Origin of the sequence: Pseudomonas sp. ME-P-057 (genome assembly GCF_030208975.1) — a bacterium.
Taxonomy (GTDB): Bacteria; Pseudomonadota; Gammaproteobacteria; order Pseudomonadales; family Pseudomonadaceae; genus Aquipseudomonas; species Aquipseudomonas lutea.
On sequence record NZ_JARVSX010000011.1, the window covers coordinates 107,634 to 130,348 of the forward strand.

19 protein-coding genes and 1 riboswitch are annotated in these 22,715 nt (G+C 61.8%); of the genes, 11 read left to right on the top strand and 8 right to left on the bottom strand.

Annotated elements, in window-relative coordinates:
- The first annotated feature begins 181 nt into the window (after positions 1-181).
- The 3 genes from QRN48_RS04845 (at position 182) to QRN48_RS04855 (ending at position 4,248) form a co-directional block, all read left to right on the top strand.
- Positions 182-1,768 (top strand): ABC-F family ATPase, encoded by a 1,587-nt coding sequence (locus QRN48_RS04845; protein WP_081955294.1) that lies wholly within the window; start codon positions 182-184, stop codon positions 1,766-1,768.
- A 326-nt stretch (positions 1,769-2,094) separates the two neighbouring features.
- Positions 2,095-3,309: an MFS transporter gene (locus tag QRN48_RS04850; protein ID WP_285349192.1), complete on the top strand. Its 1,215-nt coding sequence runs from the start codon at positions 2,095-2,097 to the stop codon at positions 3,307-3,309.
- Positions 3,310-3,468: 159 nt separating this feature from the next.
- Positions 3,469-4,248 (top strand): endonuclease/exonuclease/phosphatase family protein, encoded by a 780-nt coding sequence (locus tag QRN48_RS04855; protein WP_052075243.1) that lies wholly within the window; start codon positions 3,469-3,471, stop codon positions 4,246-4,248.
- Positions 4,249-4,292: 44 nt separating this feature from the next.
- On the opposite strand, the gene QRN48_RS04860 is transcribed toward QRN48_RS04855, so the two are convergent.
- Positions 4,293-4,457 (bottom strand): hypothetical protein, encoded by a 165-nt coding sequence (locus QRN48_RS04860; protein ID WP_285349194.1) that lies wholly within the window; start codon positions 4,455-4,457, stop codon positions 4,293-4,295.
- 230 nt (positions 4,458-4,687) lie between these two features.
- Here QRN48_RS04860 and QRN48_RS04865 point away from each other — a divergent pair, with 230 nt between their 5' ends.
- The 5 genes from QRN48_RS04865 to QRN48_RS04885 all read left to right on the top strand — a co-directional run bounded on the left by QRN48_RS04865 (position 4,688) and on the right by QRN48_RS04885 (position 9,990).
- Positions 4,688-5,683: an aldo/keto reductase gene (locus tag QRN48_RS04865; protein ID WP_285349196.1), complete on the top strand. Its 996-nt coding sequence runs from the start codon at positions 4,688-4,690 to the stop codon at positions 5,681-5,683.
- Positions 5,684-5,743: 60 nt separating this feature from the next.
- On the top strand, positions 5,744-6,466 hold the full coding sequence (locus QRN48_RS04870; RefSeq protein WP_285349198.1) for an aspartate/glutamate racemase family protein: 723 nt from the start codon (positions 5,744-5,746) through the stop codon (positions 6,464-6,466).
- A 352-nt stretch (positions 6,467-6,818) separates the two neighbouring features.
- Positions 6,819-7,016: riboswitch (cobalamin riboswitch) on the top strand.
- Positions 7,017-7,154: 138 nt separating this feature from the next.
- On the top strand, positions 7,155-8,156 hold the full coding sequence (locus QRN48_RS04875) for an ABC transporter substrate-binding protein (RefSeq protein WP_285349200.1): 1,002 nt from the start codon (positions 7,155-7,157) through the stop codon (positions 8,154-8,156).
- Complete coding sequence (locus QRN48_RS04880) at positions 8,156-9,199, top strand: FecCD family ABC transporter permease (protein ID WP_191944017.1); 1,044 nt, start codon at positions 8,156-8,158, stop codon at positions 9,197-9,199. The genes QRN48_RS04875 and QRN48_RS04880 overlap by 1 nt, the downstream gene beginning before the upstream one ends.
- On the top strand, positions 9,196-9,990 hold the full coding sequence (locus QRN48_RS04885) for an ABC transporter ATP-binding protein (protein WP_285349201.1): 795 nt from the start codon (positions 9,196-9,198) through the stop codon (positions 9,988-9,990). Before QRN48_RS04880 ends, QRN48_RS04885 begins: the two co-directional genes overlap by 4 nt.
- A gap of 885 nt (positions 9,991-10,875) precedes the next feature.
- Here the strand turns inward: QRN48_RS04885 and QRN48_RS04890 are convergent.
- Entirely contained in the window at positions 10,876-12,150 is a 1,275-nt protein-coding gene (locus QRN48_RS04890) for a glucarate dehydratase family protein (RefSeq protein WP_285349202.1), read from the bottom strand.
- A 19-nt stretch (positions 12,151-12,169) separates the two neighbouring features.
- Positions 12,170-13,456 carry an MFS transporter gene (locus QRN48_RS04895; RefSeq protein WP_285349410.1) on the bottom strand — a complete coding sequence of 429 codons (1,287 nt, stop codon included), beginning with the start codon at positions 13,454-13,456 and terminating at the stop codon, positions 12,170-12,172.
- A gap of 230 nt (positions 13,457-13,686) precedes the next feature.
- Between QRN48_RS04895 and QRN48_RS04900 the strand changes: the two genes are divergently transcribed.
- Positions 13,687-14,595, top strand: coding sequence for a LysR family transcriptional regulator (locus tag QRN48_RS04900; RefSeq protein ID WP_037009778.1), 909 nt, complete (start codon positions 13,687-13,689; stop codon positions 14,593-14,595).
- Positions 14,596-14,772: 177 nt separating this feature from the next.
- On the opposite strand, the gene QRN48_RS04905 is transcribed toward QRN48_RS04900, so the two are convergent.
- Entirely contained in the window at positions 14,773-16,062 is a 1,290-nt protein-coding gene (locus tag QRN48_RS04905; RefSeq protein ID WP_052075001.1) for an MFS transporter, read from the bottom strand.
- A 338-nt stretch (positions 16,063-16,400) separates the two neighbouring features.
- Here QRN48_RS04905 and QRN48_RS04910 point away from each other — a divergent pair, with 338 nt between their 5' ends.
- The gene (locus tag QRN48_RS04910; protein ID WP_285349205.1) at positions 16,401-17,444 is read left to right on the top strand and encodes a mannonate dehydratase; all 1,044 of its coding nucleotides are present in this window, start codon (positions 16,401-16,403) and stop codon (positions 17,442-17,444) included.
- Between the two features lie 510 nt (positions 17,445-17,954).
- On the opposite strand, the gene QRN48_RS04915 is transcribed toward QRN48_RS04910, so the two are convergent.
- From QRN48_RS04915 to QRN48_RS04925, 3 genes are all read right to left on the bottom strand, one after another.
- Complete coding sequence (locus tag QRN48_RS04915) at positions 17,955-18,662, bottom strand: FadR/GntR family transcriptional regulator (protein ID WP_285349207.1); 708 nt, start codon at positions 18,660-18,662, stop codon at positions 17,955-17,957.
- 199 nt (positions 18,663-18,861) lie between these two features.
- Positions 18,862-19,995 (bottom strand): mannitol dehydrogenase family protein, encoded by a 1,134-nt coding sequence (locus QRN48_RS04920; protein WP_285349209.1) that lies wholly within the window; start codon positions 19,993-19,995, stop codon positions 18,862-18,864.
- A gap of 11 nt (positions 19,996-20,006) precedes the next feature.
- A complete protein-coding gene (locus QRN48_RS04925) occupies positions 20,007-21,017 on the bottom strand; it encodes a zinc-binding alcohol dehydrogenase family protein (protein WP_285349211.1) in 1,011 nt (336 codons plus the stop codon).
- Between the two features lie 287 nt (positions 21,018-21,304).
- On the opposite strand from QRN48_RS04925, the gene QRN48_RS04930 reads away from it, so the two are divergent.
- Positions 21,305-21,706, top strand: a complete 402-nt coding sequence (locus tag QRN48_RS04930; RefSeq protein ID WP_208855882.1) for a hypothetical protein — start codon at positions 21,305-21,307, stop codon at positions 21,704-21,706.
- A 105-nt stretch (positions 21,707-21,811) separates the two neighbouring features.
- Here the strand turns inward: QRN48_RS04930 and QRN48_RS04935 are convergent, their stop codons facing one another.
- The gene (locus QRN48_RS04935) at positions 21,812-22,663 is read right to left on the bottom strand and encodes an urea carboxylase-associated family protein (protein WP_285349213.1); all 852 of its coding nucleotides are present in this window, start codon (positions 22,661-22,663) and stop codon (positions 21,812-21,814) included.
- Between the last annotated feature and the right edge of the window lie 52 nt (positions 22,664-22,715).

The window sequence follows — 22,715 nt, forward strand, 5'->3', positions numbered from 1 at the left end:
TGGAATGAATTCCCCTCTTTATCGCCCAACAGCTCGGACACTCAGTCCAGATGCTGCTCTCGACATATGCGCGCTGGCCCGGCTCCGGCGGCGATTGGGGCAGATTGAAAAACTCTGAAGTGCCTCAGGATTGGCCCACGGTCAAATCCGGCAACCCGCAACCCATTGATAGGTAAGGTCATTGATTTCCACAGCTAACATCACCATGCAGTTTGGCGCCAAACCGCTGTTCGAGAACGTTTCGGTCAAATTCGGCGGTGGCAATCGCTACGGCCTCATCGGCGCCAATGGCTGTGGCAAGTCCACCTTCATGAAAATCCTGGGCGGGGATCTTGAACCGTCCGGCGGGCAGGTCATGCTCGAGCCGAACGTGCGTTTGGGTAAATTGCGCCAGGACCAGTTCGCCTACGAAGATTTCACCGTGATCGACACCGTGATCATGGGCCACGAAGAGCTGTGGAAGGTCAAGGCCGAGCGCGACCGTATCTACTCGCTGCCCGAGATGACCGAAGAAGACGGCATGGCCGTTGCCGAACTCGAAACCGAATTCGCCGAGATGGACGGCTACACGGCAGAGTCCCGTGCCGGCGAGCTGTTGCTCGGTCTGGGCATTGGCATCGAGCAGCACTTTGGCCCGATGAGCGAGGTTTCCCCAGGCTGGAAACTGCGCGTATTGCTGGCGCAGGCGTTGTTCTCCGACCCTGAAGTGCTGTTGCTCGACGAGCCGACCAACCACCTGGACATCAACACCATCCGCTGGCTGGAAAACGTGCTGACCCAGCGCTCCAGCCTGATGATCATCATTTCTCACGACCGTCACTTCCTCAACAGCGTATGCACCCACATGGCTGACCTGGATTACGGCGAGCTGCGCCTGTTCCCGGGCAACTACGACGAATACATGACCGTGGCGACCCAGTCCCGCGAACAGTTGCTGTCGGACAACGCCAAGAAGAAAGCTCAGATCTCCGAGCTGCAATCGTTCGTCAGCCGCTTCTCGGCTAACGCCTCGAAAGCCAAGCAGGCCACCTCCCGCGCCAAGGCGATCGACAAGATCCAGCTGGCCGAGGTCAAGCCTTCGAGCCGCGTGAGCCCGTTCATCCGCTTTGATCAGAACAAGAAGCTGCACCGTCAGGCGGTCATCATTGACCAAATGGCCAAGGGCTTCGACGGCAAGCCGCTGTTCAAGAACTTCAGCTTCCAGGTTGAAGCGGGCGAGCGCGTGGCGATCATCGGCCCGAACGGTATCGGTAAAACCACCCTGCTGCGCACGCTGGTCAATGAACTGACCCCGGACGCCGGCACGATCAAATGGACCGACGCGGCAGAGCTGGGTTACTACGCCCAGGACCACGCGCACGACTTCGAAGACGATGTCACGCTGTTCGACTGGATGGGGCAATGGACGCAAGGTGAGCAGGTCATCCGCGGCACCCTCGGCCGGATGCTGTTCTCCAACGACGAGATCCTCAAGTCGGTCAAGGTCATCTCCGGCGGTGAGCAAGGCCGCATGCTGTTCGGCAAGCTGATCTTGCAGAAGCCGAACGTGCTGATCATGGACGAGCCGACCAACCACCTGGACATGGAGTCGATCGAGGCGTTGAACCTGGCGCTGGAGAACTACCCGGGCACGCTGATCTTCGTCAGCCACGACCGCGAGTTCGTGTCGTCCCTGGCCACGCGCATCATCGAGCTGAGCCCAAGCGGCGTGACCGACTTCAGCGGCACTTACGACGATTACCTGCGCAGTCAGGGCGTCGCGTTCTGATCAACGCCACGGCGCTGCCCCAGACCTGCTGAACCACAAGCCCCGTCCACTGCGACGGGGCTTTTGTTTTGGTAAGGCGCGCGGCGTTCAGCCAACGATTAAGGCGCTAACAGCTTCCCGGCTGAAGCCGGTCCCACAGAGACAAGCGCGGTTGCCTCAACAGCTTCCCGGCTAAAGCCGGTCCCACGGTGCCGCTCTAATAGTGGGACCGGCTTCAGCCGGGAAGCTCTTCGGGATTGCCTGCAGAGAATATCGTTAGCCAGCTTTCATTTCCCGACACCACGCGCGATGATGCGGTACTCCCACCGCTCCAGCGAAGAGTCCTCATGTCTGCCGCCCTGCCGCCCAATCCGTCTGTCAGTGACGCCAGCTCGATGGCGATCACACTGCAAATCGTCTCCATCGTCGTCTACACCTTCATCGCGTTCCTGTGCATCGGTCTGCCCATTGCCGTGATGCCAGGCTACGTGCATAACCAGTTGGGGTTCAGCGCAGTGATCGCCGGGCTGGTAATCGGTGCGCAGTACCTGGCGACCCTCTTGAGCCGTCCGGTGGCAGGCCGTATTTGCGACACCATCGGCACCAAGCGCGCCATCGTCTATGGGCTCTCGGGCATCGCCCTGAGCGGCGTGTTGACCCTGGCCGCGGTGTTGCTGGAACGCTTCGCCGGCGTCAGCCTGACCATTCTGATCATCGCTCGCCTGTTTCTCGGCGCCTCACAGGGGCTGATCGGTGTCGGCACCATCAGTTGGTGCATCGGTCAGGTGGGCGCAGAGCACACCGCCCGCTCGATTTCATGGAACGGCATTGCTTCCTATGGCGCCATTGCCATTGGCGCTCCACTGGGCGTGGTGATGGTTGGCGCGCTGGGCTTTGCCAGCCTGGGCGTGGTGCTGTCTGTGCTGGCAGCCGGTGCCTTGCTCCTGATCCGCAAAAAACCGGCGATCCCGGTCGTACGCGGTGAACGCCTGCCGTTCTTCTCCGTGTTTGGCCGGGTGGCCCCGTTTGGCCTGAGCCTGACCCTCTCTTCCATCGGCTACGGCACGCTCACCACGTTCATCACGTTGTTCTATGTCGCCCGTGGCTGGGAAGGCGCCGCGTGGTGCCTGACCGTTTTCGGCATCTGCTTCATTGTGGCGCGCTTGCTGTTCATCAATGCCATCAACCGCTTTGGCGGGTTTCGCTCGGCCATCACCTGCATAACCGTGGAGACTGTCGGCCTGGTGCTGTTGTGGCTGGCACCCGACACGACTTTTGCCCTGATCGGCGCAGGCCTGACCGGCTTCGGCCTGTCGCTGGTGTACCCGGCGCTCGGCGTCGAGGCCATCAAGCAGGTGCCCAACAGCAGTCGCGGCGCAGGCCTCAGCGCCTACGCAGTGTTCTTTGATCTGGCACTGGCCATCGCCGGCCCGCTCATGGGTGCGGTGGCATTGGGCATGGGCTATGACTGGATTTTCTTCTTCGCCGCCCTGCTCTCGGTATCAGCCTTGACGCTGGCGGTGGTGCTCTCACGCCGCGCGCCCATCGACACGCGTGTCTAAGGAAGGCCGCGGCGCCGCAGTAGAACCGCGGTGCACCTCGCACCGACATTGCCAGGTAAGCCTCGGTCCGGTTAAAAGCTGAACTGCCGACGCGCGCTTCGGTCCGAACTAGCACATCCCCCGAACAGGAGTGAGGGCGTGACCCCTGATCCCGCTGGCCTGAACGCTACCCCTCCGGACCCGGCCTCGTTGCGCGAGGTCCACAAATTGCGCGTGCTGACGGTCAACACGCATAAAGGCTTCACCGCCCTTAATCGGCGCTTCATCCTCCCGGAACTGCGTGAAGCCGTACGCAGCACGGGCGCGGACCTGGTGTTTCTCCAGGAAGTCCTCGGTGGTCATGACCGCCACGCCGCCAAGTACGAAGACTGGCCTGATACGCCGCACTACGAATTCCTTGCCGACAGCATGTGGACGGACTTCGCCTACGGCCGTAACGCGGTCTACCCTGACGGTCACCATGGCAACGCGATACTGTCCAAATACCCGATCCTGCATTACCGCAATCTTGATATCTCGATCACCGGGCCAGAGCGTCGCGGCTTGTTGCACTGCGTGCTGCAAGTGCCTGGCCACGCTGAAGTGCACGCCATTTGCGTCCACTTGAGCCTGCTTGAGAGCCACCGGCAGCTGCAATTGAACCTGCTCTGCGATTTGCTTGACTCGCTGCCCGACGATGCCCCGGTGGTCATCGCTGGGGACTTCAACGACTGGCAGCTGCAGGGCAACAAACGCCTGCAGCGTTGCGGCTATCTGCATGAGGCCTTTGAACGCGCTGACGGCCGTCTGGCGAAGACCTACCCCGCGCGCTTCCCGATGCTGCGCCTTGACCGCATCTACTTGCGCAACGCCACCAGCCACCAGCCGATGATCCTCGGCACGCGGCCGTGGACGCACCTGTCGGATCATCTGCCGCTGGCGGTTGAAGTACATATGTAAATCGAAGGGGCCGCGAACGCCGGCCCCTACCCCAACCCGCGTATCTACTCGTCGGGATCGATCAGCGGGACAGTGGCATCACGCTCGAACTGGGAGCCCGGGTCCTCGTTGCCAGGATCGTTGTCGACGTCCATTTCCGCGTCGTCTTCAAGCGGTTGATGCGCGTGGCCAGGGTCTGCGGCGGCAAGACTATGAAGGTGGTTTTGCATGGCGGTTTCCTCTGGTGACAGGGATGTCCAGGACGACGGGCTAAAACATCCGGACTTGGCTTGCCAAGTGTGGCAGATCATTTGAAGCCGCGACGGCGGGCAAAGTTGCACCGGCTCAAGGCTTGCTTTCAAAGAACTCTCACCACGATCAGCACTCAGTTAATAACGCCTGTCCGCACGACACTCCTAACCGTCTGCGACATCAATTCACATCGCACAGGACACATTCCATGAGTCTGCATGACAAGATCATCGGCCGCCTGGGCTTCGGCTCCGCGCCGCTGGGCAACATGTTCCGCACCATCGACGAAGAAGAAGCCGCAGCCACCGTTCAGTCTGCCTGGGATCAGGGCATTCGCTACTTCGACACCGCGCCCATCTATGGCGCCGGCCTGTCGGAACAGCGCCTGGGCAAGGCGTTGGCCGGCATCCCGCGTGACCAGTACACCCTGAGCACCAAGGTCGGCCGTCTGATCTCCGACGAAATCGACACCGAGACGCGCAGCGGGCCGTTTGCCGAGGGCTTGAAGAACAAGATCGTCACGGACTATTCAGCCGACGCCACGTTGCGTTCCATCGAAGCCAGCCTGAAGCGGCTGAATACTTATCGTCTGGACATTGTGTTCGTCCATGACGTCGCCCAGGATGCCCACGGCGATGCCTGGATCGAACATTTCAACATCGCCCGCACCGGTGCTTTCCGCGCCCTCACCCGCCTGCGCGAAGAAGGCGTGATCAAGGCCTGGGGCCTGGGCGTCAACCGCGTCGAACCGTGCGAGCTGACCCTGGATCTGGAAGAAGCGCAGCCCGATGGCTTCCTGCTGGCCGGGCGCTATTCGCTGTTGGATCACGATCAGCCTTTGCAGCGGCTGTTCGACAAAGCCCGGCAACACAACGCCGAGTTCGTCGCGGGCGGGCCTTACAGCTCCGGCGTGCTGGTGGGTGGCAAGCACTTCGAGTATCAGGAAGCGTCGCAGGCGATGCTCGACAAGGTCGCGCATATTCATGAAATAGCCCGCCAGTATCAGGTGGACATCAAATCAGCCGCGCTGCAGTTTGTACTCGCCAACCCGCTGGTGGCAGCGGTCATCCCCGGCGCCAGTCGGCCTTCGCGGATTATCGAAGACGTCACCGCACTGAACGCGCAAGTCCCCGTCGGATTCTGGCAGGCCATGCGCGACCAGGGCTTTATCGCGCTGCAGGCGCCGGTGCCAATGAAAGCCTGATATCGTGCCGCAAACGCCGGACCAGACGCCCGGCAACGGTTTCCAGCGCGAGAGTTGTCCATGCGAATCCTCATCGTCAACGTCAACACCACCGAGTCCATGACCCAGGCCATCGCCGAGCAGGCCCGCAGTGTCGCGTCCCCCGGCACCGAGATCATCGGCCTGACTCCGCGCTTTGGCGCCGAGTCGGTGGAAGGCAATTTCGAAAGCTACCTGGCGGCCATTGCGGTGATGGACCGCGTGATGTCCTACGAGGGCCCTTACGACGCAGTGATTCAGGCCGGCTACGGTGAACACGGCCGCGAGGGGCTGCAGGAATTGCTGGAGGTGCCGGTGGTGGACATCACCGAGGCTGCCGCCAGCCTGGCGATGTTGCTGGGCCATAAATATTCGGTGGTGACCACGCTGGATCGCACGGTGCCCTTGATCGAGGACCGCCTGAAACTCGCCGGGGTGTACGAGCGTTGCGCGTCGGTGAGGGCCAGTGGCATGAGCGTGCTGGAGCTTGAAGCGTCGCCGCAACGGGCGATTGAAGCGATCGTTGCCCAGGCGATCGAAGCGGTGAGCAAGGACAAGGCCGAGGTCATTTGCCTGGGCTGCGGCGGCATGGCCGGACTGGATCAGCAGATACGCGGGAGCGCGGGTGTGCCGGTGGTGGATGGGGTGACGGCAGCGGTGGCGCTGGCCGAGTCGCTGGTGCGTCTGGGCCTGAAGACTTCGAAGGTACGCACGTATGCGACGCCCAGAGCCAAGAAGATGATCGGCTGGCCGTTTAAGCTGTAGGCACTCAAACTTGTTCCATCGACTTTTTCATCCCCTACGGCGTAATGGGTTGAACGCCCCACTCACTGTAGGAGCCGGCTTGCTGGCGAACGCGATGTGTCAGATGTTGTTGTTCCGCCTGACACGGCGGGTTCGCCAGCAAGCCGGCTCCTACAGACCGTATGCGCCTCATCAGCCCGCGTATTTTGATGCGCCTGGTCTCGCGTTGGGCATTTGGCGTTTGGTGTACGGCGCTTGGCTCTAGGGGGGCGGTGACAAGGCTGGGCCTCAGGCGCAAGAAGCGTTGCCGTCCCGCATTGGTTCTCGTGGTCTGGCGTATCACCCGCCGCATTCGCCTCTGCGGGTTGAATCGTTTAGTATGCCCGCCGCCGGTTTCCACTCGGAATTAATAGGGAATCCAAAGGCGCGAGCCCTCGTGCTGAAATGGAACTGCCCCCGCAACTGTAGGCGCTGAGCCCTGCTTGCTGTTCGCCACTGGGGTTTCCCCGGGAAGGCCGAAGCACGGCATTGATGCGCCAGTCAGGAGACCTGCCGGCCAGCTTATTCATTCACCGGCGGGGTGTCCGGGGAAGGACACCCGTTCGCCCGTTGTGCGAACCCTGCGCTTGCCGTTCATGTGGCCGGCCTGTCGGGATGACCTTTCCAGCGCCTCCTTCGCCAGCATTCAGGCTTTCCGGAGATCGCTGTCATGCCGCTGCGCCGCCTCGCTGCCCTGCTCGTCACCCTGACGCTGCCTACCGCTGCCCTCGCCGCCTCAACGGCTTACCCGCTGAGCGTGGACAATTGTGGCCAGACGCTGACCATCACCCATGCCCCGCAAAAAACCGTGACCATCGGCCAGGCCGCCACCGAGATGCTGTATGCGCTGGGGCTTGGCAAACAGGTCGTCGGCACGTCACTGTGGTTCAATCCGGTGCTGCCCGAATACCAGGCACTCAACGACAATATTGATCGTCTGGCCGACAACGCGCCAAGCTTTGAATCGGTGATTGGCAAGCGCCCGGATTTCGTCCCCGTGCAGTTCGAATGGATGGTCGGGCCACAAGGCGCAGTCGGCACCCGCGAGCAGTTTCAGGATCTGCACATCCCGACGTACATCCTGCCCTCCGACTGCGAGGGCAAAAACAACCGCGTCGGCGCCGACGGTACCCGCCTCGAGGCCTTCCGCATCGACACGCTGTACAAGAGCCTGCGTCAACTCGCGCAGATTTACGATGTTCAAGATCGCGGCGAACAATTGATCACCGGCTACCAGCAGCGTCTGGCCCATGCCGTCACCCAGGCAAGCACGCACGATGGCAAGCCTGTGTCCGCGCTGTTCTGGTTTTCCAGCCCTGACCTCAACGTCGACCCCTATGTAGCCGGGCGCAAAGGCATCCCCAACTTCATGCTCGACACCCTGGGCATGCGCAACGTCATCGACTCCGACGAGGAATGGCCCACCGTGGGCTGGGAAACCATCGCCAAGGCCAACCCCGACGTGCTGGTCATTGCTCGCATGGATCGTCGTCGATTCCCGGCCGATGACCATGAAAAGAAACTGGCGTTTCTCCGCTCCGATCCGGTCACGCGCAACATGGACGCGGTCAAGAACAACCGCATTGTGATCATGGACGCCAGTGCGATGGAGTCCAGCGTCAGGCTGTTCGACGGGATCGAACAACTCGCCCAGGCCACCCTCGCCCGATGATGCGATCGAGTAAACGTCACGCGAACCTGGCCCGGCTCTGCGCCCATGGTGTCTGGGCCAGCGTGCTGCTGATCCTGGCGGTGCTCGCCGGGGTTGCGATTGGCGAGACGTCGATCAGCCTGTCGGTGATTGTTCAGGTGCTGGCGAACAAGCTCTGGGCGGCGGGCTACCCGCTGGACCCGATCGATGAAGGGATCGTCTGGAATTACCGTCTGACCCGGGCCATCGTTGCTGCCACCTGCGGTGCGGGGCTGGCGGTGTCGGGGGTGGTGCTGCAGTCGTTGCTGCGCAACCCGCTGGCGGACCCTTATCTGTTGGGGATATCCGCCGGAGCCTCAACTGGCGCAGTGCTGGTGGCGATCATCGGCGTAGGCGCCGGGACGGTCTCGCTCTCCACCGGTGCATTCGCCGGTGCGCTCGCCGCGTTCGCCCTGGTCGCCCTGCTTGCCCGCTCCTCCAGGGGCCAGACGCCTGCGGCCCAGATCATTCTGGCGGGCATCGCGGGGTCTCAATTGTTCAACGCGTTGACGTCCTTTCTCATCACCAAATCGGCCAGTGCCGAGCAGGCGCGCGGGATCATGTTCTGGTTGCTGGGCAATCTCAGCGGCGTGCGCTGGTCGTCGGTCGCGTTGTCGGTGCCGGTGGTGGTGTTCGGTTTGCTGGTGTGCCTGATGCACCGACGGTCACTGGACGCGTTTACGTTTGGCACCGATTCGGCGGCCTCGCTGGGCATTCCGGTGCGCCGGGTGCAGGCGGTGCTGATCGGCACCGCCGCGTTGATGACCGCTGTGATGGTGTCGATCGTCGGCTCCATCGGCTTTGTCGGCCTGGTGATTCCCCACGCGGTGCGATTGATGGCGGGCGTGCGCCATGCACGGCTCTTGCCCCTGAGCGCCCTCATCGGTGCGCTGTTCATGATTGCCGCCGATGTGCTGTCGCGCACGCTGATCAAGGGCCAGGTATTGCCCATCGGGGTCATCACGGCGTTGGTGGGCGCGCCGGTGTTTGCGTTGATTCTGGTGCGCGGGAGCCGCGGCCGATGAACGCGGGACACGAGGTACCCCATGCAATGGTCGAGGCGCGTGGCCTGAGCTACTCGGTCAAGGGCGAGCATTTGCTGTGTGGGGTTGATCTGTCGATCCGCGCGGGGGAAAACCTCGGCGTGGTCGGGCCCAATGGTTCAGGAAAATCGACGCTGCTGAAGTTGCTGGCCGGCATTCAGACGCCCACTCGCGGCGAGGTCTGGCTGGGCGGGCAGCGTTTGCCGACGCTGAGCCGGCGTGACATCGCCCGACAGTTGGCGGTGGTGGAGCAACACGCCCAGACCAGCGATTCGATCAGCCTGCAGCAGGCGGTGGAGCTGGGGCGTACCCCCTGGCTGTCGGCGCTGAGGCCGTGGAGCGAGGACGATACCCGCATCGTGGCCCAGGCGATTGCCGATGTGCATTTGCAGCATCTGGCCCAGCGGCCCTGGCATACGTTGTCGGGGGGTGAGCAGCAGCGAGCGCATATTGCGCGTGCGCTGGCGCAACGGCCGCAGGTGTTGTTGCTGGATGAGCCGACCAATCATCTGGACATTCAGCAACAGTTGTCGATTTTGCGGCTGGTGCAGCAGTTGCCGGTGACGACGGTGATGGCGTTGCATGATTTGAATCAGGCGCTGGGGTGTGATCGTCTGGCGGTGATGGCAGGCGGCCGGCTGGTGGCGTTGGGTTCACCGTATGAGGTGTTGACGCCTGAGCGGCTGGAGGCGGTTTTCGGGGTGCAGGGGCACTGGTTGGTGGATCCGTTTGACGGGGCGCGGATGTTGCGGTTGCGGGTGGGGTCGGGTTGATGATTTTAGATCAAGATCAAGATCAAAATCTAAGGCGTCGGCCTAACGGCCTCGGGTTTCGCCTTCGGCGAATTACTTGGAAAGGCACCCCAAGTAACCAAGGGTGCCTGCTCCTGGTTTGGCCCCTCCTTCGTCGGGGTTCCTTCACTCCGGTCCCGCTCCGTGGGCCCGCCGCCATCCGCCATCCATGGCGGGGGGCGGCTCTCGCGGCATCCATGCCGCTCGGCCCACGGAGCGGGACCTGCGTTCAGCCTGCACCCAAGTCGCGTTTGGTGGTGTCTGGGCTTTTTGCGTATGAAGATCTAAAGCAGATCAAGTGCAGATCAAGTGCAGATCAAGTGCAGATCAAGTGCAGATCAGATGCTTCCCGGCTGAAGCCGGTCCACTGGCTGAACACAGCCCTGTAGGAGCCGGCTTGCTGGCGAACGCGGTGGGCTTGCAACGAGGATGCCCACTGACCCAATGCATTATCTGATCGCTGATCGCACCCACGCCCTGCGTGGGTATGCATCCCGTAACGCCCCGCGTCACCCCCGGCACCACTGGCTGAACACAGCCCTGTAGGAGCCGGCTTGCTGGCGAACGCGGTGGGCTTGCAACGAGGATGCCCACTGACCCAATGCATTATCTGATCGCTGATCGCACCCACGCCCTGCGTGGGTATGCATCCCGTAACGCCCCGCGTCACCCCCGGCCCCACTGGCTGAGCACAGTCCTGTAGGAGCCGGCTTGCTGGCGAACGCGGTGGGTCTGCAACGAGGATGCCCGCTGACGCAATGCGTTATCTGCTCGCTGATCGTGCCCACGCTCTGCGTGGGCATGCATCCCGTGACGCTCCGCGTCACACCCCGTCCCACGACTGCACCGCTGGCCATTCCCCTGACCTCAATACCTCGGCTTGACCGCTTTCCACTCGGGTTTGTATTTCTGCATCTGCCGGACGTCGTCGCGTTGGCGGATGCCGCAGCTCAAGAACTGGTCGTTGAGTTTGCCGAGCTGGTCGTAGTCAAGTTCAAGGCCCAGCCCGGGCTCGCGGGTGAGGTGGACGCAGCCGTCGACGATGAGCAGTTTGCCGCCTTTGATCACTTCTTCGTCCGGTTCTTGCCACGGGTAGTGGGTGTCGCAGGCGAAGTCCAGGTTCGGTACGGCAGCGGCGACGTGGGTCATGGCCATGAGACTGATGCCCAGGTGTGAGTTGGAGTGCATCGACACCCCAAGACCGAAGGTTTCACACATCTTCGCCAGCGCCTGGGTTTCGCGCAGCCCGCCCCAATAATGGTGGTCGGCGAGCACGATCTGCACGCTGTTCAAGGCGACGCTGCGGCGGAATTCGTCGAAGTCTGTCACCACCATATTGGTCGCCAACGGCAGACCGGTGCGTTTGTGCAGCTCGGCCATGCCCTCCAGGCCCGGCGTCGGGTCTTCGTAGTACTGCAAGTCGTCACCGAGCAGTTCGGCCATGCGGATGGAGGTTTCAAGCGACCAGTTACCGTTCGGGTCGATGCGCAGCGGATACCCCGGAAAGGCTTTTTTCAGGGCTTTGATGCACGACACCTCGTGCTCGGGTTCCAGCGCGCCTGCCTTGAGTTTGATGCTTTTGAAGCCGTACGCCTCGATCATCCGCCGCGCCTGGGCGACGATTTGCTCTTCACTCAGGGCCTCACCCCAACTGTCCGGTGCATAGGGTGAGTCGGCGTGCTGGGCGTACTTGAAAAACAGGTAAGCGCTGAACGGCACACGATCACGAACAGCCCCGCCCAGCAGGTCAACCAGTGGCAGGTTCATCGAGCGTGCCTGCACGTCAAGAAACGCCACCTCAAAGGCCGAGTAGGCGTTACTCACGGCTTTGCTGGCGTGGGAGCCGGGCGCCAGCTCGGCACCGGCAACGCTCGCGGGCTTGTTTGCCGCGACGGTGGCTTTGACCACCGCGCGCAGTTGGTTGAGGTTGAACGGGTCCATGCCGATGAGCTGGCTCTGCAACTGCTGCTGGATCGCAAGCGCCGGCGCATCGCCGTAGCTTTCGCCCAGGCCGATGTAGCCGTTGTCGGTTTCGACCTCAATGATCGAGCGCAACGCAAAGGGCTCATGGATGCCGCTGGCGTTGAGCAAGGGCGGATCACGAAAGGCGATCGGTGTGACAGCGACGCGTATGATTTTCAAAATGACTTCTCCCGGTCAATCAGGGTTTCAGGCTTGGGTTTGAGCTGAGCGAGGCGGCGGCATGACGCGGATCCGGCTCAGCCAACGGCGGGCGGCGTGGCTCACCTCGCGGCGTGGTGCGGGCAAAAAAGATCACCACTGCCGCCACCAGCGAGGTCGCTGCCAGGCCGTAGAGGCCGCCTTGAATGGAGCCGGTTTTCTGCTCCAGAAAACCGAACGCCGTCGGCGCAACAAAGCCGCCCAGGTTGCCGACCGAATTGATCAACGCAATCACCGCGGCGGCGATGCGCGCGTCCAGGTAGCCCTGCGGAATGGGCCAGAACAGTGCCGAAGCCGCCTTGAAACCAATGGCCGCAAAGCAAATCGCGACGAAGGCGAAGACCGGTCCGCTGAAGGTGGACATGAACATCCCGCAAGCGGCGATAACCAGCGTCAGCGAGACCCATGCCTGCTGATGCTTGAAGCGTGCAGCCAGTGCAGCGAAACCGTACATGGCAATGATCGAGATGATCCACGGGATCGAATTGAACAGCCCGACCTCGAAGTCGCTCAGGCTGCCCATCTTCTTGATCATGCTCGGCAGCCAGAAGGTCGCGCCGTAGATGGTCAGGGCCACGGAAAAGTAGATGAAACAGAACAGCAGGATCTGCCGGTCGGCGAGGAGTTTGAAGATCGACGGCTTGATCACTTGTGCCGCTTCACGGGCGCGTTGTTCGGCGTCGATGGCGCTGATCAATGCGCCCTTCTCTTCTTCGCTCAGCCATTTGGCTTCGCGGGGGTGCGATTGCAGCCAGAACCAGACGAAGCCGCACAGGGCGATGGAGGCGAAGCCTTCGATGATGAACATCCACTGCCAGCCGTGCAGGTTCAGACCGCTGACGCCGAGCAAGGCACCGGAAACAGGGCCCGAGATCACCGACGCGATGGCCGAGCCGCTGAGGAAGATGGCCATGGCCTTGCCGCGTTCGCTCGAAGGTAACCACTGAGTGAAGTAATAGATGATGCCCGGGAAGAATCCCGCCTCCGCCGCGCCGAGGACGAAGCGCAACACATAAAAGCTGGTCTCGCCGCGCACGAACGCCATGGCCATCGCCGCTGCGCCCCAGGTGAACATGATGCGCGTCAGCCAGGCTCGGGCGCCGAAGCGTTGCAGCAGCATGTTGGAAGGCACTTCGAACAGCGCATAGCCGACAAAAAACAGACCGGCGCCCAGACCGTACGCCGCAGCGCCAATGCCGAGGTCGGTTTCCATGTGGCTGCGGACGAAGCCGATGTTCACCCGATCAATGTAGTTGACGATGAACATGACCACGAACAATGGCAAAACGTGACGTTTTACCTTCGCGGCGGCGCGGGCCAGTACGGTGGGATCAGCGGAGCTGTTGAGCTCACTGGAGGGAACTGTGTTCAAGGCGCGACTCCCGGTCTTTGTATTTTTTGTGGGATGAGCAAATTAAAGCCTGCCCGGATGATGGACCGCTGCCATTGTTGCCGTCTAATCTAGATTGACTGTCGATTGATACCGGGAATGGATCAATGTTTGAGCTAGCCCAGTTGCGCTGCTTCACCACTGTCGCCACCGAACTCAACTTTCGCAGGGCAGCGGAACGCCTGAACATGACCCAGCCACCGCTGAGCCGGCAGATCCAGCTTCTAGAGCATTCGCTTGGTGTCCAGCTGTTCACCCGCAATACCCGCAGCGTTGCATTGACGGCAGCAGGTCGGGCGTTTTTCATCGAAGCGCAGACTCTGCTCGAACGCGCGCATCAGGCGGCCATTGCTGCCAGACGCTTTGCCGAAGGTGACATCGGCTCGGTGACCATCAGCTTTGTCGGCAGCGCGGTGTACGAATTTTTACCGCGGGTCATCGCTGAAGCGCGGCAAAACCAGCCCCACGTCAAGATTTCCCTGACCGAGCTCAACACCTATCAGCAACACGAAGCCCTGCGCGCGCGGCGCATCGACCTGGGCATCGTCCGGGCGCCGTTGCTGCAGCCCGGTTATGAAACTGAGTGTCTGGTGCGCGAACCGTTTGTGCTTGCCGTGCCCAGCCAGCATCCGCTGGCGAGTGCCACGACTGTCAGCGTCCAGGACCTCGACGCTCAGCCGTTCCTGATGTATTCGCATTCGGCGTACCCGCCCTTCAACGAACTGCTCACTGGCATGTTTCGCTCGGCGCAGGTCGCGCCCGAGTATGTGCAATGGCTGGGGTCCTCGTTGACCATTCTGGCGCTGGTCAATGCGGGCATGGGCCTGGCGCTGGTGCCGCGCTGCGCCACCAATGTGGTGTTCAAAGGCGTCACGTTCCGTGACATCGATTTGGGCGAAGGGGTGCAGAGCGAGCTGCACCTGGTATGGCGCTCGGACAACGACAACCCGGCGTGCAGGATGCTGCTGGAGGCGATTCGGGCAGCGGTCAAAGCCGAAGCGCGCGCCGCACAGTAGGACCGGCTTCAGCCGGGAAAGCGTCAGCGGGCACACCGCGAAAATAACGGTGCCCGCACGGGCCTCTTCCCGGCTAAAGCCAGTCCTACAAGTCGTGCGCAAACTGTTGGACCGGCTTCAGCCGGGAAGGCGTCAGTGGTCACACCGCAAAAGTGATGCCCGCATGCGGTTCAACACTCAGATGCGCTGAACCACCACTGGCGCATCTACAGCCGCAGCATCCTCCGGCGTGGTCGAGAACGGTTCGATCTTGCCAACGATGAACAGGTAGCTGAACGCGCCGAGTAAGGCAAACGCCCCGGCGGTCATCAACGGCGCAGTGAACGAGCCGTTGCCGATCACCAGCATGAAGCCGGTAAACGTGGTGATAAAGATACCTGCCGTGTTGGACGCGAAGTTCTGGATACCGCCAATCGAGGCCACGTGGGCCGGGGTCGGTGCCACGTCAGCGGGCAGGCACCAGATGCTCGCGCCGGCAAATGCCAGGCTCGCATACGCAAGGCTGAAGAATCCGAGCATCGCGTAGGTACTTTCGGTGAACACCGAAAGTGAAATGCTTGAGGACATCAGCATGCCGCCGACGATGCAGGTCTTGCGCGCTGCGGTGAGGCTCCACCCTCGGCGGTATAACGCGTCGGAGGTGAGCCCACCGATCCAGCCACCGACGATGGACGCGACAGCGGGAATGGTGCCCAGTGTCCCAAGGGATTTCAGCGAAAAGCCGCGCTCGGTCACCAGGTAGGTCGGGAACCAGGTGATGAAAAAGTAGATCACGAAGTTCAGGCAGAAGAAGCCCAGCATCATTCCCCAGAGAGTGCGGTGGCGGAACAGCGACGCCCATTTGACTTTGGGTCGTGCGGCCAGGGTCGCCGCCTTGCCCGCTTCGTGCTGCTCGATGGCGGCCACGGCCTGGGGTTCCTTGTAGATCAGGAACCAGCCCACTACCCAGATCAGCCCCACCGCGCCCGTAATGACGAACGACGCGCGCCAGCCCCAGAATTCAATGATCAACGCCACCAGCGGGATGGACAGCGCCGACCCGACCCGTGAGCCGCTGTCGAAGATGCTGGTGGCAAAGCCGCGCTCCTTGATGTCGAACCATTGGCTGACGATTTTCGCGCAAGACGGATAGGCACCGGCTTCCCCGACGCCGAGCATCAGTCGGCAGCCGAACATCGCTGCCAGGCTGCTGGCCGCCGCAGTGGCTGCCGTGAACAGTGACCACCAGGCCACGGCCAATGGCAGGGCGATGCGTGCGCCGACCTTGTCGACGAACCAGCCAAACGGCATTTGCATGAGTGCGTAGGTCCAGAAGAACCCGCTGAGCAGCAGGCCCATTTGCCCTGAGCCCAGGCCGAGCTCTTTCTGGATGTAGGGGGCGGCAACCGCGAGGTTGGCCCTGTCGATGTAATTGATGGCCACCGCGAGGAAGCACAGAAAAATTACCAACCAGCGCCCTTTCTGCATGGCGAGTCCTCCTAATTATTTTTATGAGTAAGACGTCGTTACCGCTTCGCATAGCGCCCGGCGCTTGATTCACGGGTAGGAAATCGGTGAAAAAACCACTCCACCCCGCCCCGCTGAATTGGCCTGACCAAATATCCGAATGCAGCCGATACTAGACCCGGATTCCGGGTTAGGGAAATCGAAAAGCCGAATTAATTGCGGTTTTATGGCTGAGCGGTCGGGATTTGCATATTTTGGCCTGACCAATCTATGCTGCTTCGCAACCCGGTTCGGGCCGTTGGCCGTTCTTCCGGCCTGAGCTTTGAGCGGTAGGCGCATATAACAACAAGGACCCTGCGATGAAGATGACCTTCCGGTGGTACGGCGACAGCGACCCCGTCACCCTGCCCTACATCCGCCAGATCCCCGGCATGACCGGCGTGGTTTCCGCGATTTACGACATCCCCGTGGGCGAGGTCTGGCCGCTGGAAAAGATTGCCGCCCTCAAGGCCACGGTCAACGCCCACGGGCTTGACCTGGAGGTCATCGAGAGCGTGCCGGTCCATGAGGACATCAAGCGCGGCCTGCCGAGCCGCGATCAGTTGATCGACAACTACGGGCAGACACTGCGCAATCTGGCGGCCTGCGGAATCAAGGTGGTGTGTTACAACTTCATGCCGGTGTTCGACTGGACCCGATCGACTCTGGCCATGGAGCTGCCGGACGGCTCGACCACGCTGGCGTTTGACGTGGCGGTCATCGAACAGGCGAACCTGGACAACGGCATCAGCCTGCCGGGCTGGGACGTCAGCTATGAACCCGAAATCCTTCGGTCGCTGATCAGCGAATACGCCCAGGTTGACGAAGGCACGCTGCGCGAACGGCTGGCGTATTTCCTGAAGCGGATCATTCCGGTGGCGAAAGATGCGGGCATCAAGATGGCCCTGCACCCGGATGACCCGCCGCGCTCGATGTTCGGGATGCCGCGGGTGGTGAAGAACCGTGAGGACCTCGCGCAGATCCTCGCCATGGTCGACGACCCGGCCAACGGCCTGACGCTGTGCTCAGGCTCCCTCGGCGCCGACCTGGGCAACGACATCCCGTCGCTGGTCCGGGAGTTTGGCGGACAGGGCCGTATCCATTTCGCCCATTTGCGCAACGTGAAGGTCAACGAAGCGGGTGATTTCTACGAGACCGCCCACCGCTCCGAGGATGGATCGCTGGACATGGCCGAGATCGTCAAGGCGTACGTCGAGACCGGTTTCGTAGGCTATTACCGTCCCGATCACGGCCGCATGATCTGGGGCGAGACCGGCAGGCCAGGCTACGGTCTCTACGACCGCGCGCTGGGGGCTGTGTATCTGAACGGTCTTTGGGAAGGCATACGCAAGACGATGGGGTGATGGGTCAGCTTCAAGCTTCAAGCTTCAAGCTTCAAGCTTCAAGTCCCAAGCCAATCGGGTCTTACCTGCATACCGCGAACCTGTAGGAGCGCGCTTGCCCGCGAAGACTGCCGTGAAGACGCTACACATGCTGCGGATGTATCAACGCGTTCGCGGGCAAGCGCGCTCCTACAAAGGCTCATACCGCGGGAATTTCGACGCGGGCCCGACAACGCTAACGGCATCGGGACGCATCGGCATCGGCATCGGCATGGATGCCGGCAATGCCGGTGTAACCTGGCGGAAGGCATCAGCCCCAAGCCAACCGCACTCTGCCTGCACACCGCAAAACCTGTAGGAGCGCGCTTGCCCGCGAAGACTGCCGTGAAGACGCTACAACTGCAGCGGATGTACCAACGCGTTCGCGGGCAAGCGCGCCCCTACAAGGGCAATCGGCGCTTGGGATGAACGCGCACAGAACTGGGTGAAGCCTGTTTGCGACGTAACCGCAACGGCGCAATAACTGATCGCCTACCGCATTTCTGCATCCATGCCATCCAGCCAGCGCGCTTCGGATCTGCGCAGGTGCTCACGCATCGCTGTCTGGGCACCGATCAGGTCGCGGGTTTGGACGGCGTGCAGGATGGCCTCGTGTTCGGCCACGGCCATGGCCCAGGTTTCGCGGGTTTCGGAGTGCTCGCTGACGTGTGCAGTAAGCGGGCTGTAACGCTCTTCGAAGAGCGAGGTGATAATCCGCACCAGCGTCGAATTACCGCTCATCTTCGCCAGCCGCTGGTGGAATTTGCGATCGTCGTCCAGCGCCGGAACGCCTTTGAGCGCGCCTTCGCGCATCTTGTCGATGCAGGCCTGCAGGTATTTGTAATCGGCTTTGCTGCCGTGCAGGCAGGCCAGCATGACGCTCTCCCCCTCGATCAGGGCTCGGGCCTGCATCAGTTCCGAGGGGCTTTCGCCCAGCGTGCGGGTTTTGCCTTTGACGCCCAGCAGATGCTCACAAACGTAGATCCCGGAGCCCATGCGGATCTCGACACTGCCTTCGATTTCCAGAGCAATCAACGCCTCGCGCAAGGAAGGCCGCGAGACCCCGAGCAACTGCGCCAGATCCCGCTCGGGCGGTAGCCGCGCGCCCGGTACGATGCCGTTCTTGCGAATGTGCTCGCGCAGTCGGTCGGCGATTACCTGGTAAAGGCGGCGTTCAGGTGCAGGGCTTGGCGCGGTCATCAATCACGTTCCGTCAGAATGCGCCGGAGAATATCACAGGCATTGGGATGCCTTGTGGCGTGGCTATGGCGTGAATCATCACTGGACGCACGCAGTGCTTTGGTGGGACCGGCTTCAGCCGGGAAGACGACGGTAATCTTGACCCTCAATTTTGGATTGTAACCACAGACGCCTTCCCGGCTGAAGCCGGTCCCACTGTTTACGGCGCGGCCAACGCCCCCTTGAGCAGCGGCTGTTCCAGACCCGCAATCCCCCGCCCCATCTCCACCACCGGCAAGAACCTGCGGCGTTTTTTCTCGTCGTGGTTCTGGGCGATGTCAGCGATACGATGCTGCAGAAACGGATTGAGAAAGCGGTCGCGGACACTCGCCAGATAATCCTGCGCCAGGGCAAGTTGCCCCTTGGCAGCGAACACCGGCAGTACCTCACGCTGCCAGAGGTGTTCCAGACTCTCGCGCAGCTGCGGATCGCTCATTGCCTCGAACACCGTTTCGTCCGGCGCGCGCCGCCCCTGTAGCCACCGCTCGGCCAGCCAGGTGTGACCCAGGTTAAGCATGAACAGTTTGAATTGCTCGTACTGCTCAAGCTGATCGGTCACCACCATGCACGGATGCGTGCAAGGCAGCACCAGTCCGGCCTGCCGTTCAATGGCCCAGATCGCATAGGGCTCGGCGATGGCGCCGACCGGTTCGATGGGCTGCGAAACGATCCGGTCGACCAGAGAATTCGCCCAACGACAGGTATCGCGCAGGTAGTCAGCGAAGCTCGCGTCCAGATCCCACTGCACCGCCAGCCCCATGATCAGATCGCGCAACACGTCACCATTGCGCGACACCAATTCGCAGGGAAACAGCGACAGCGGCGCAGCGGGGTTTGCCAGCCAGCGCTCGTGGAGCAGCACCAGCAATTTTGCCGGAAAACTGCGCGGCGTCGGCGCATCGGCGGCCAGGCATGCCGGCGTATCCGCGACGTCCAGCACATAGCCCTTGTCACCGGTATTGGAGATCACCACCTGCACGTCATAGCGAATCGCCTGACGAATCAACGGCCAGTCAAGCCCGGCATGCAGCGCACCGGCAATGGCCGCGGACCAATACTCTTCGTCAACACTGCGGCCGTTTGCTGCGCCCTGAATGCGCACCGGATAGCCTGCGCCGGAAGCCAGCGCCTGCACGCGCCGAGCGCTGTCAGCACTGTCGGTGGTTTGCACCACAGTGACCTGTCCCAAGGCTTCGCCTTTCTCCAGAGCCTGAGAGATGAACAAATCGGCATGAGCCTGAAGAAAGCGGCTGGTGCCAAATTGCAGAATTGGCGTGAACGAGCTTGCCTGCATGCACCCTCCTCCTAGCATTCGACGATGGCTTTGACTACGCGCTGAGCGGGGTCGAGCAAGGACGTGAAGCGCTCGGTGACTTCGCTCAGGGCCATGCGGTGGGTGTTGAGAGCAGCGTCCGGGATCAAGCCGTCGCGCAGGCATTGCTCGACGTAGCGAAAATCCTCGACGGTGGCGTTGCGGCTGCCCATCAACGTCGCTTCACGCTTGTGAAATTCGGGATCGGAAAAGCTGATGATGTCGCGCACGATCGAGACCAGCACGTATTTACCGCCGTGGGCGATGAACTCGAAACCGCGCTCCATGGCCTTGGCATTGCCGGTTGCGTCGTACACCACGTCGAAAAACTCGCCTTGGGTGAGCTGATCGAGCTGCTGCTTGTCGTCCTCGCCAATCAGCACGGCAGAGTCGATTTGCAGATTTTGTTTGCAGAACGCCAGTCGATCTTCACGAGTGTCGAGGACGGTGACTTTCGCACCGCGCAGGCTTGAGAAGATAGCAACGGCCATGCCGATCGGACCGGTGCCGACCACTAGCGCGCGCTGGCCTGGCTGTACGTCGGAGCGGCGCACCGCATGGGCACCAATCGACAGGAATTCGATCATGGCAGCCTGATCCAGCGTCACCCCTTCGGCTTTGAGCACGAACCCGTGAGGAAGGCTCAGATACTCGGTGAACGCGCCGTCGCGATGAACACCGAGCACCTGAATGCGTACGCAACAGTTGGTTTTGCCCTGGCGACAAGCGATGCAGTCGCCACATGAAAGATAAGGCATGACGTACACCACGTCGCCGGGTTCCAGCCCGCTGCCCGCCTCGCTTTGCTCGACGATGCCGGAAAACTCGTGCCCCATCACCCGAGGGTATTCAAGGAACGGCTGGTTGCCGTTGAAGATGTGCAAGTCAGTGCCGCAGACGCCGACGCGTTTGATGCGCACCAGCGTTTCGCCAGGAGCGCGTTCGGGTTTCGGACGATCAAGGGCCAGCAATGAACCGGGTTTTTCGCAGACGACGGTGAGCATCTTCATTCTCCAGACCAGGCACGCCGGTGCTTTGAGAGGGCCAAAGCCGCTGGCGCAGGGCAGTGATCTTGTTGTTGTAAAGGTGATGGACGGATTCTGGAGGCGCGGATTCGTGCCAGGGTGGCAGCTCCGGGGCCGTGGGAAAAAGCTACACAGGCGCCTCGGTATTGGCAAGACCAATTGCATATTATCCAATCTGGTCTTACCACATCCGCAGCTTCGCCGGCGTCTCCCGGACACGACTGAGCGCTGTAAATCCCGTGAGCCCGTGGTTATGATCGGAACCCATGACTGCCCCATTGCCGATCCGCTCCCCCTGCCCGCCCGGCGCCTGTAAATGCGACCGCGACCGGCTGTTGGCGCTTGACGGGGCTGACCTACGGATCCTTTGCCTCACCCGCCAGGAAGAAAAGCGCCTGATCGAGCGCCTGGAGAACATCACCACCCTGGAAGATCTGCAGCACCTGCAACGGCGGATGTACGAGCAGCTTGGCATCCGCCTCGACATCGCCCCCGGTTTCAATGAAGTGCGCAGCATGCGCGGCATGCTCATCGAGATTGCCGAGCTGCCCGGCATGTGTCGCAAAACCCGGGCGGCCATTCCCGCAGCCATTCGCCGCGGGCTGGAAAAGCAGCCTGACATCGCCTGGCGCCTGCTCAACGCCCATGACCTGCTGCGCGATGCGTGACGCTGATGCCTGGCGCTAATGGCTGATGGTCAACGCTGAAGACTGATGTTGGCGCTGAGGATTGATGCTTGGCGCCTGACAGCCGATCAGCCCCGACAGTCAGCGCTACTGCTCCCACGACGCCTTGTCGATTTTCAGCCCGTGCAGGCCGTTGTAGGCGGCGCGTTTGGGCGGTTCCCAGCCCTGCAGCAACTGGGCGTCGACATCATAAATTTCGACCCCCAACGGGCGGCACACACTCAGCGGATCCTGCGCATCCGGGCCCCACATCGGCAGGGAAAGGTCGCCGCCCGGGCAGGTGGACAATGCGCACAGCAGGTCGATCTCGGCGAAGAACTCCAGGTAATCCCCTTGTTTGGCCGGGCATGCCTTCATGAAATACATGTCGTCGTGATTCAGGCCGGTGCACTGGAAGATGTTCAGCACGTCGTGCACATCGAACTCGGTCAGGCCGTGGGGCAGCACGGCGCGGGTGAGGTTTGAATGGCAATGGTGATGGAAGTCCTCGCCGGTCAGCATTTTGTTGACGTAGGGGTCGCATCGCGTGCCGAGCAGGTCATGCAAGCGTCCGCCGTGTTCATCGATGCCGTAGCTGGCGAGGCTGTCGTCGGTGATCGTGACCATGGGCCGCAGGAATGGCAGGTTCGACCACAGCCGGTCATTGACCGTGACATGCGCGCCCTGCAGTTGCCGGGTGCGTGCGGCCCACATACGCTCTCGGGGGTCGTGGGCATTCCAGACATTGAAGTCGCCAACCTGCGGCCCCGCTGGCGTGGTCACCCGGAACACCTGGCCAGCTTTGACCTTCCACGCGCGCCCGGTGCGAATCGGCACCTCAAACTGTTCGACCAGCGTGCGCTGCTCCCGTGATTCGCGAATGCGTTGGTAAAACGCCGTATCGACCTGCATAGCGGCGCCTTTGCTGATCTGGTAAGCAGGGGGATAGTCTTTGTACATGCTTGCTCCTGATTTGATTGTTGATCACGCACCTCAACGTGAACCCGCAGCA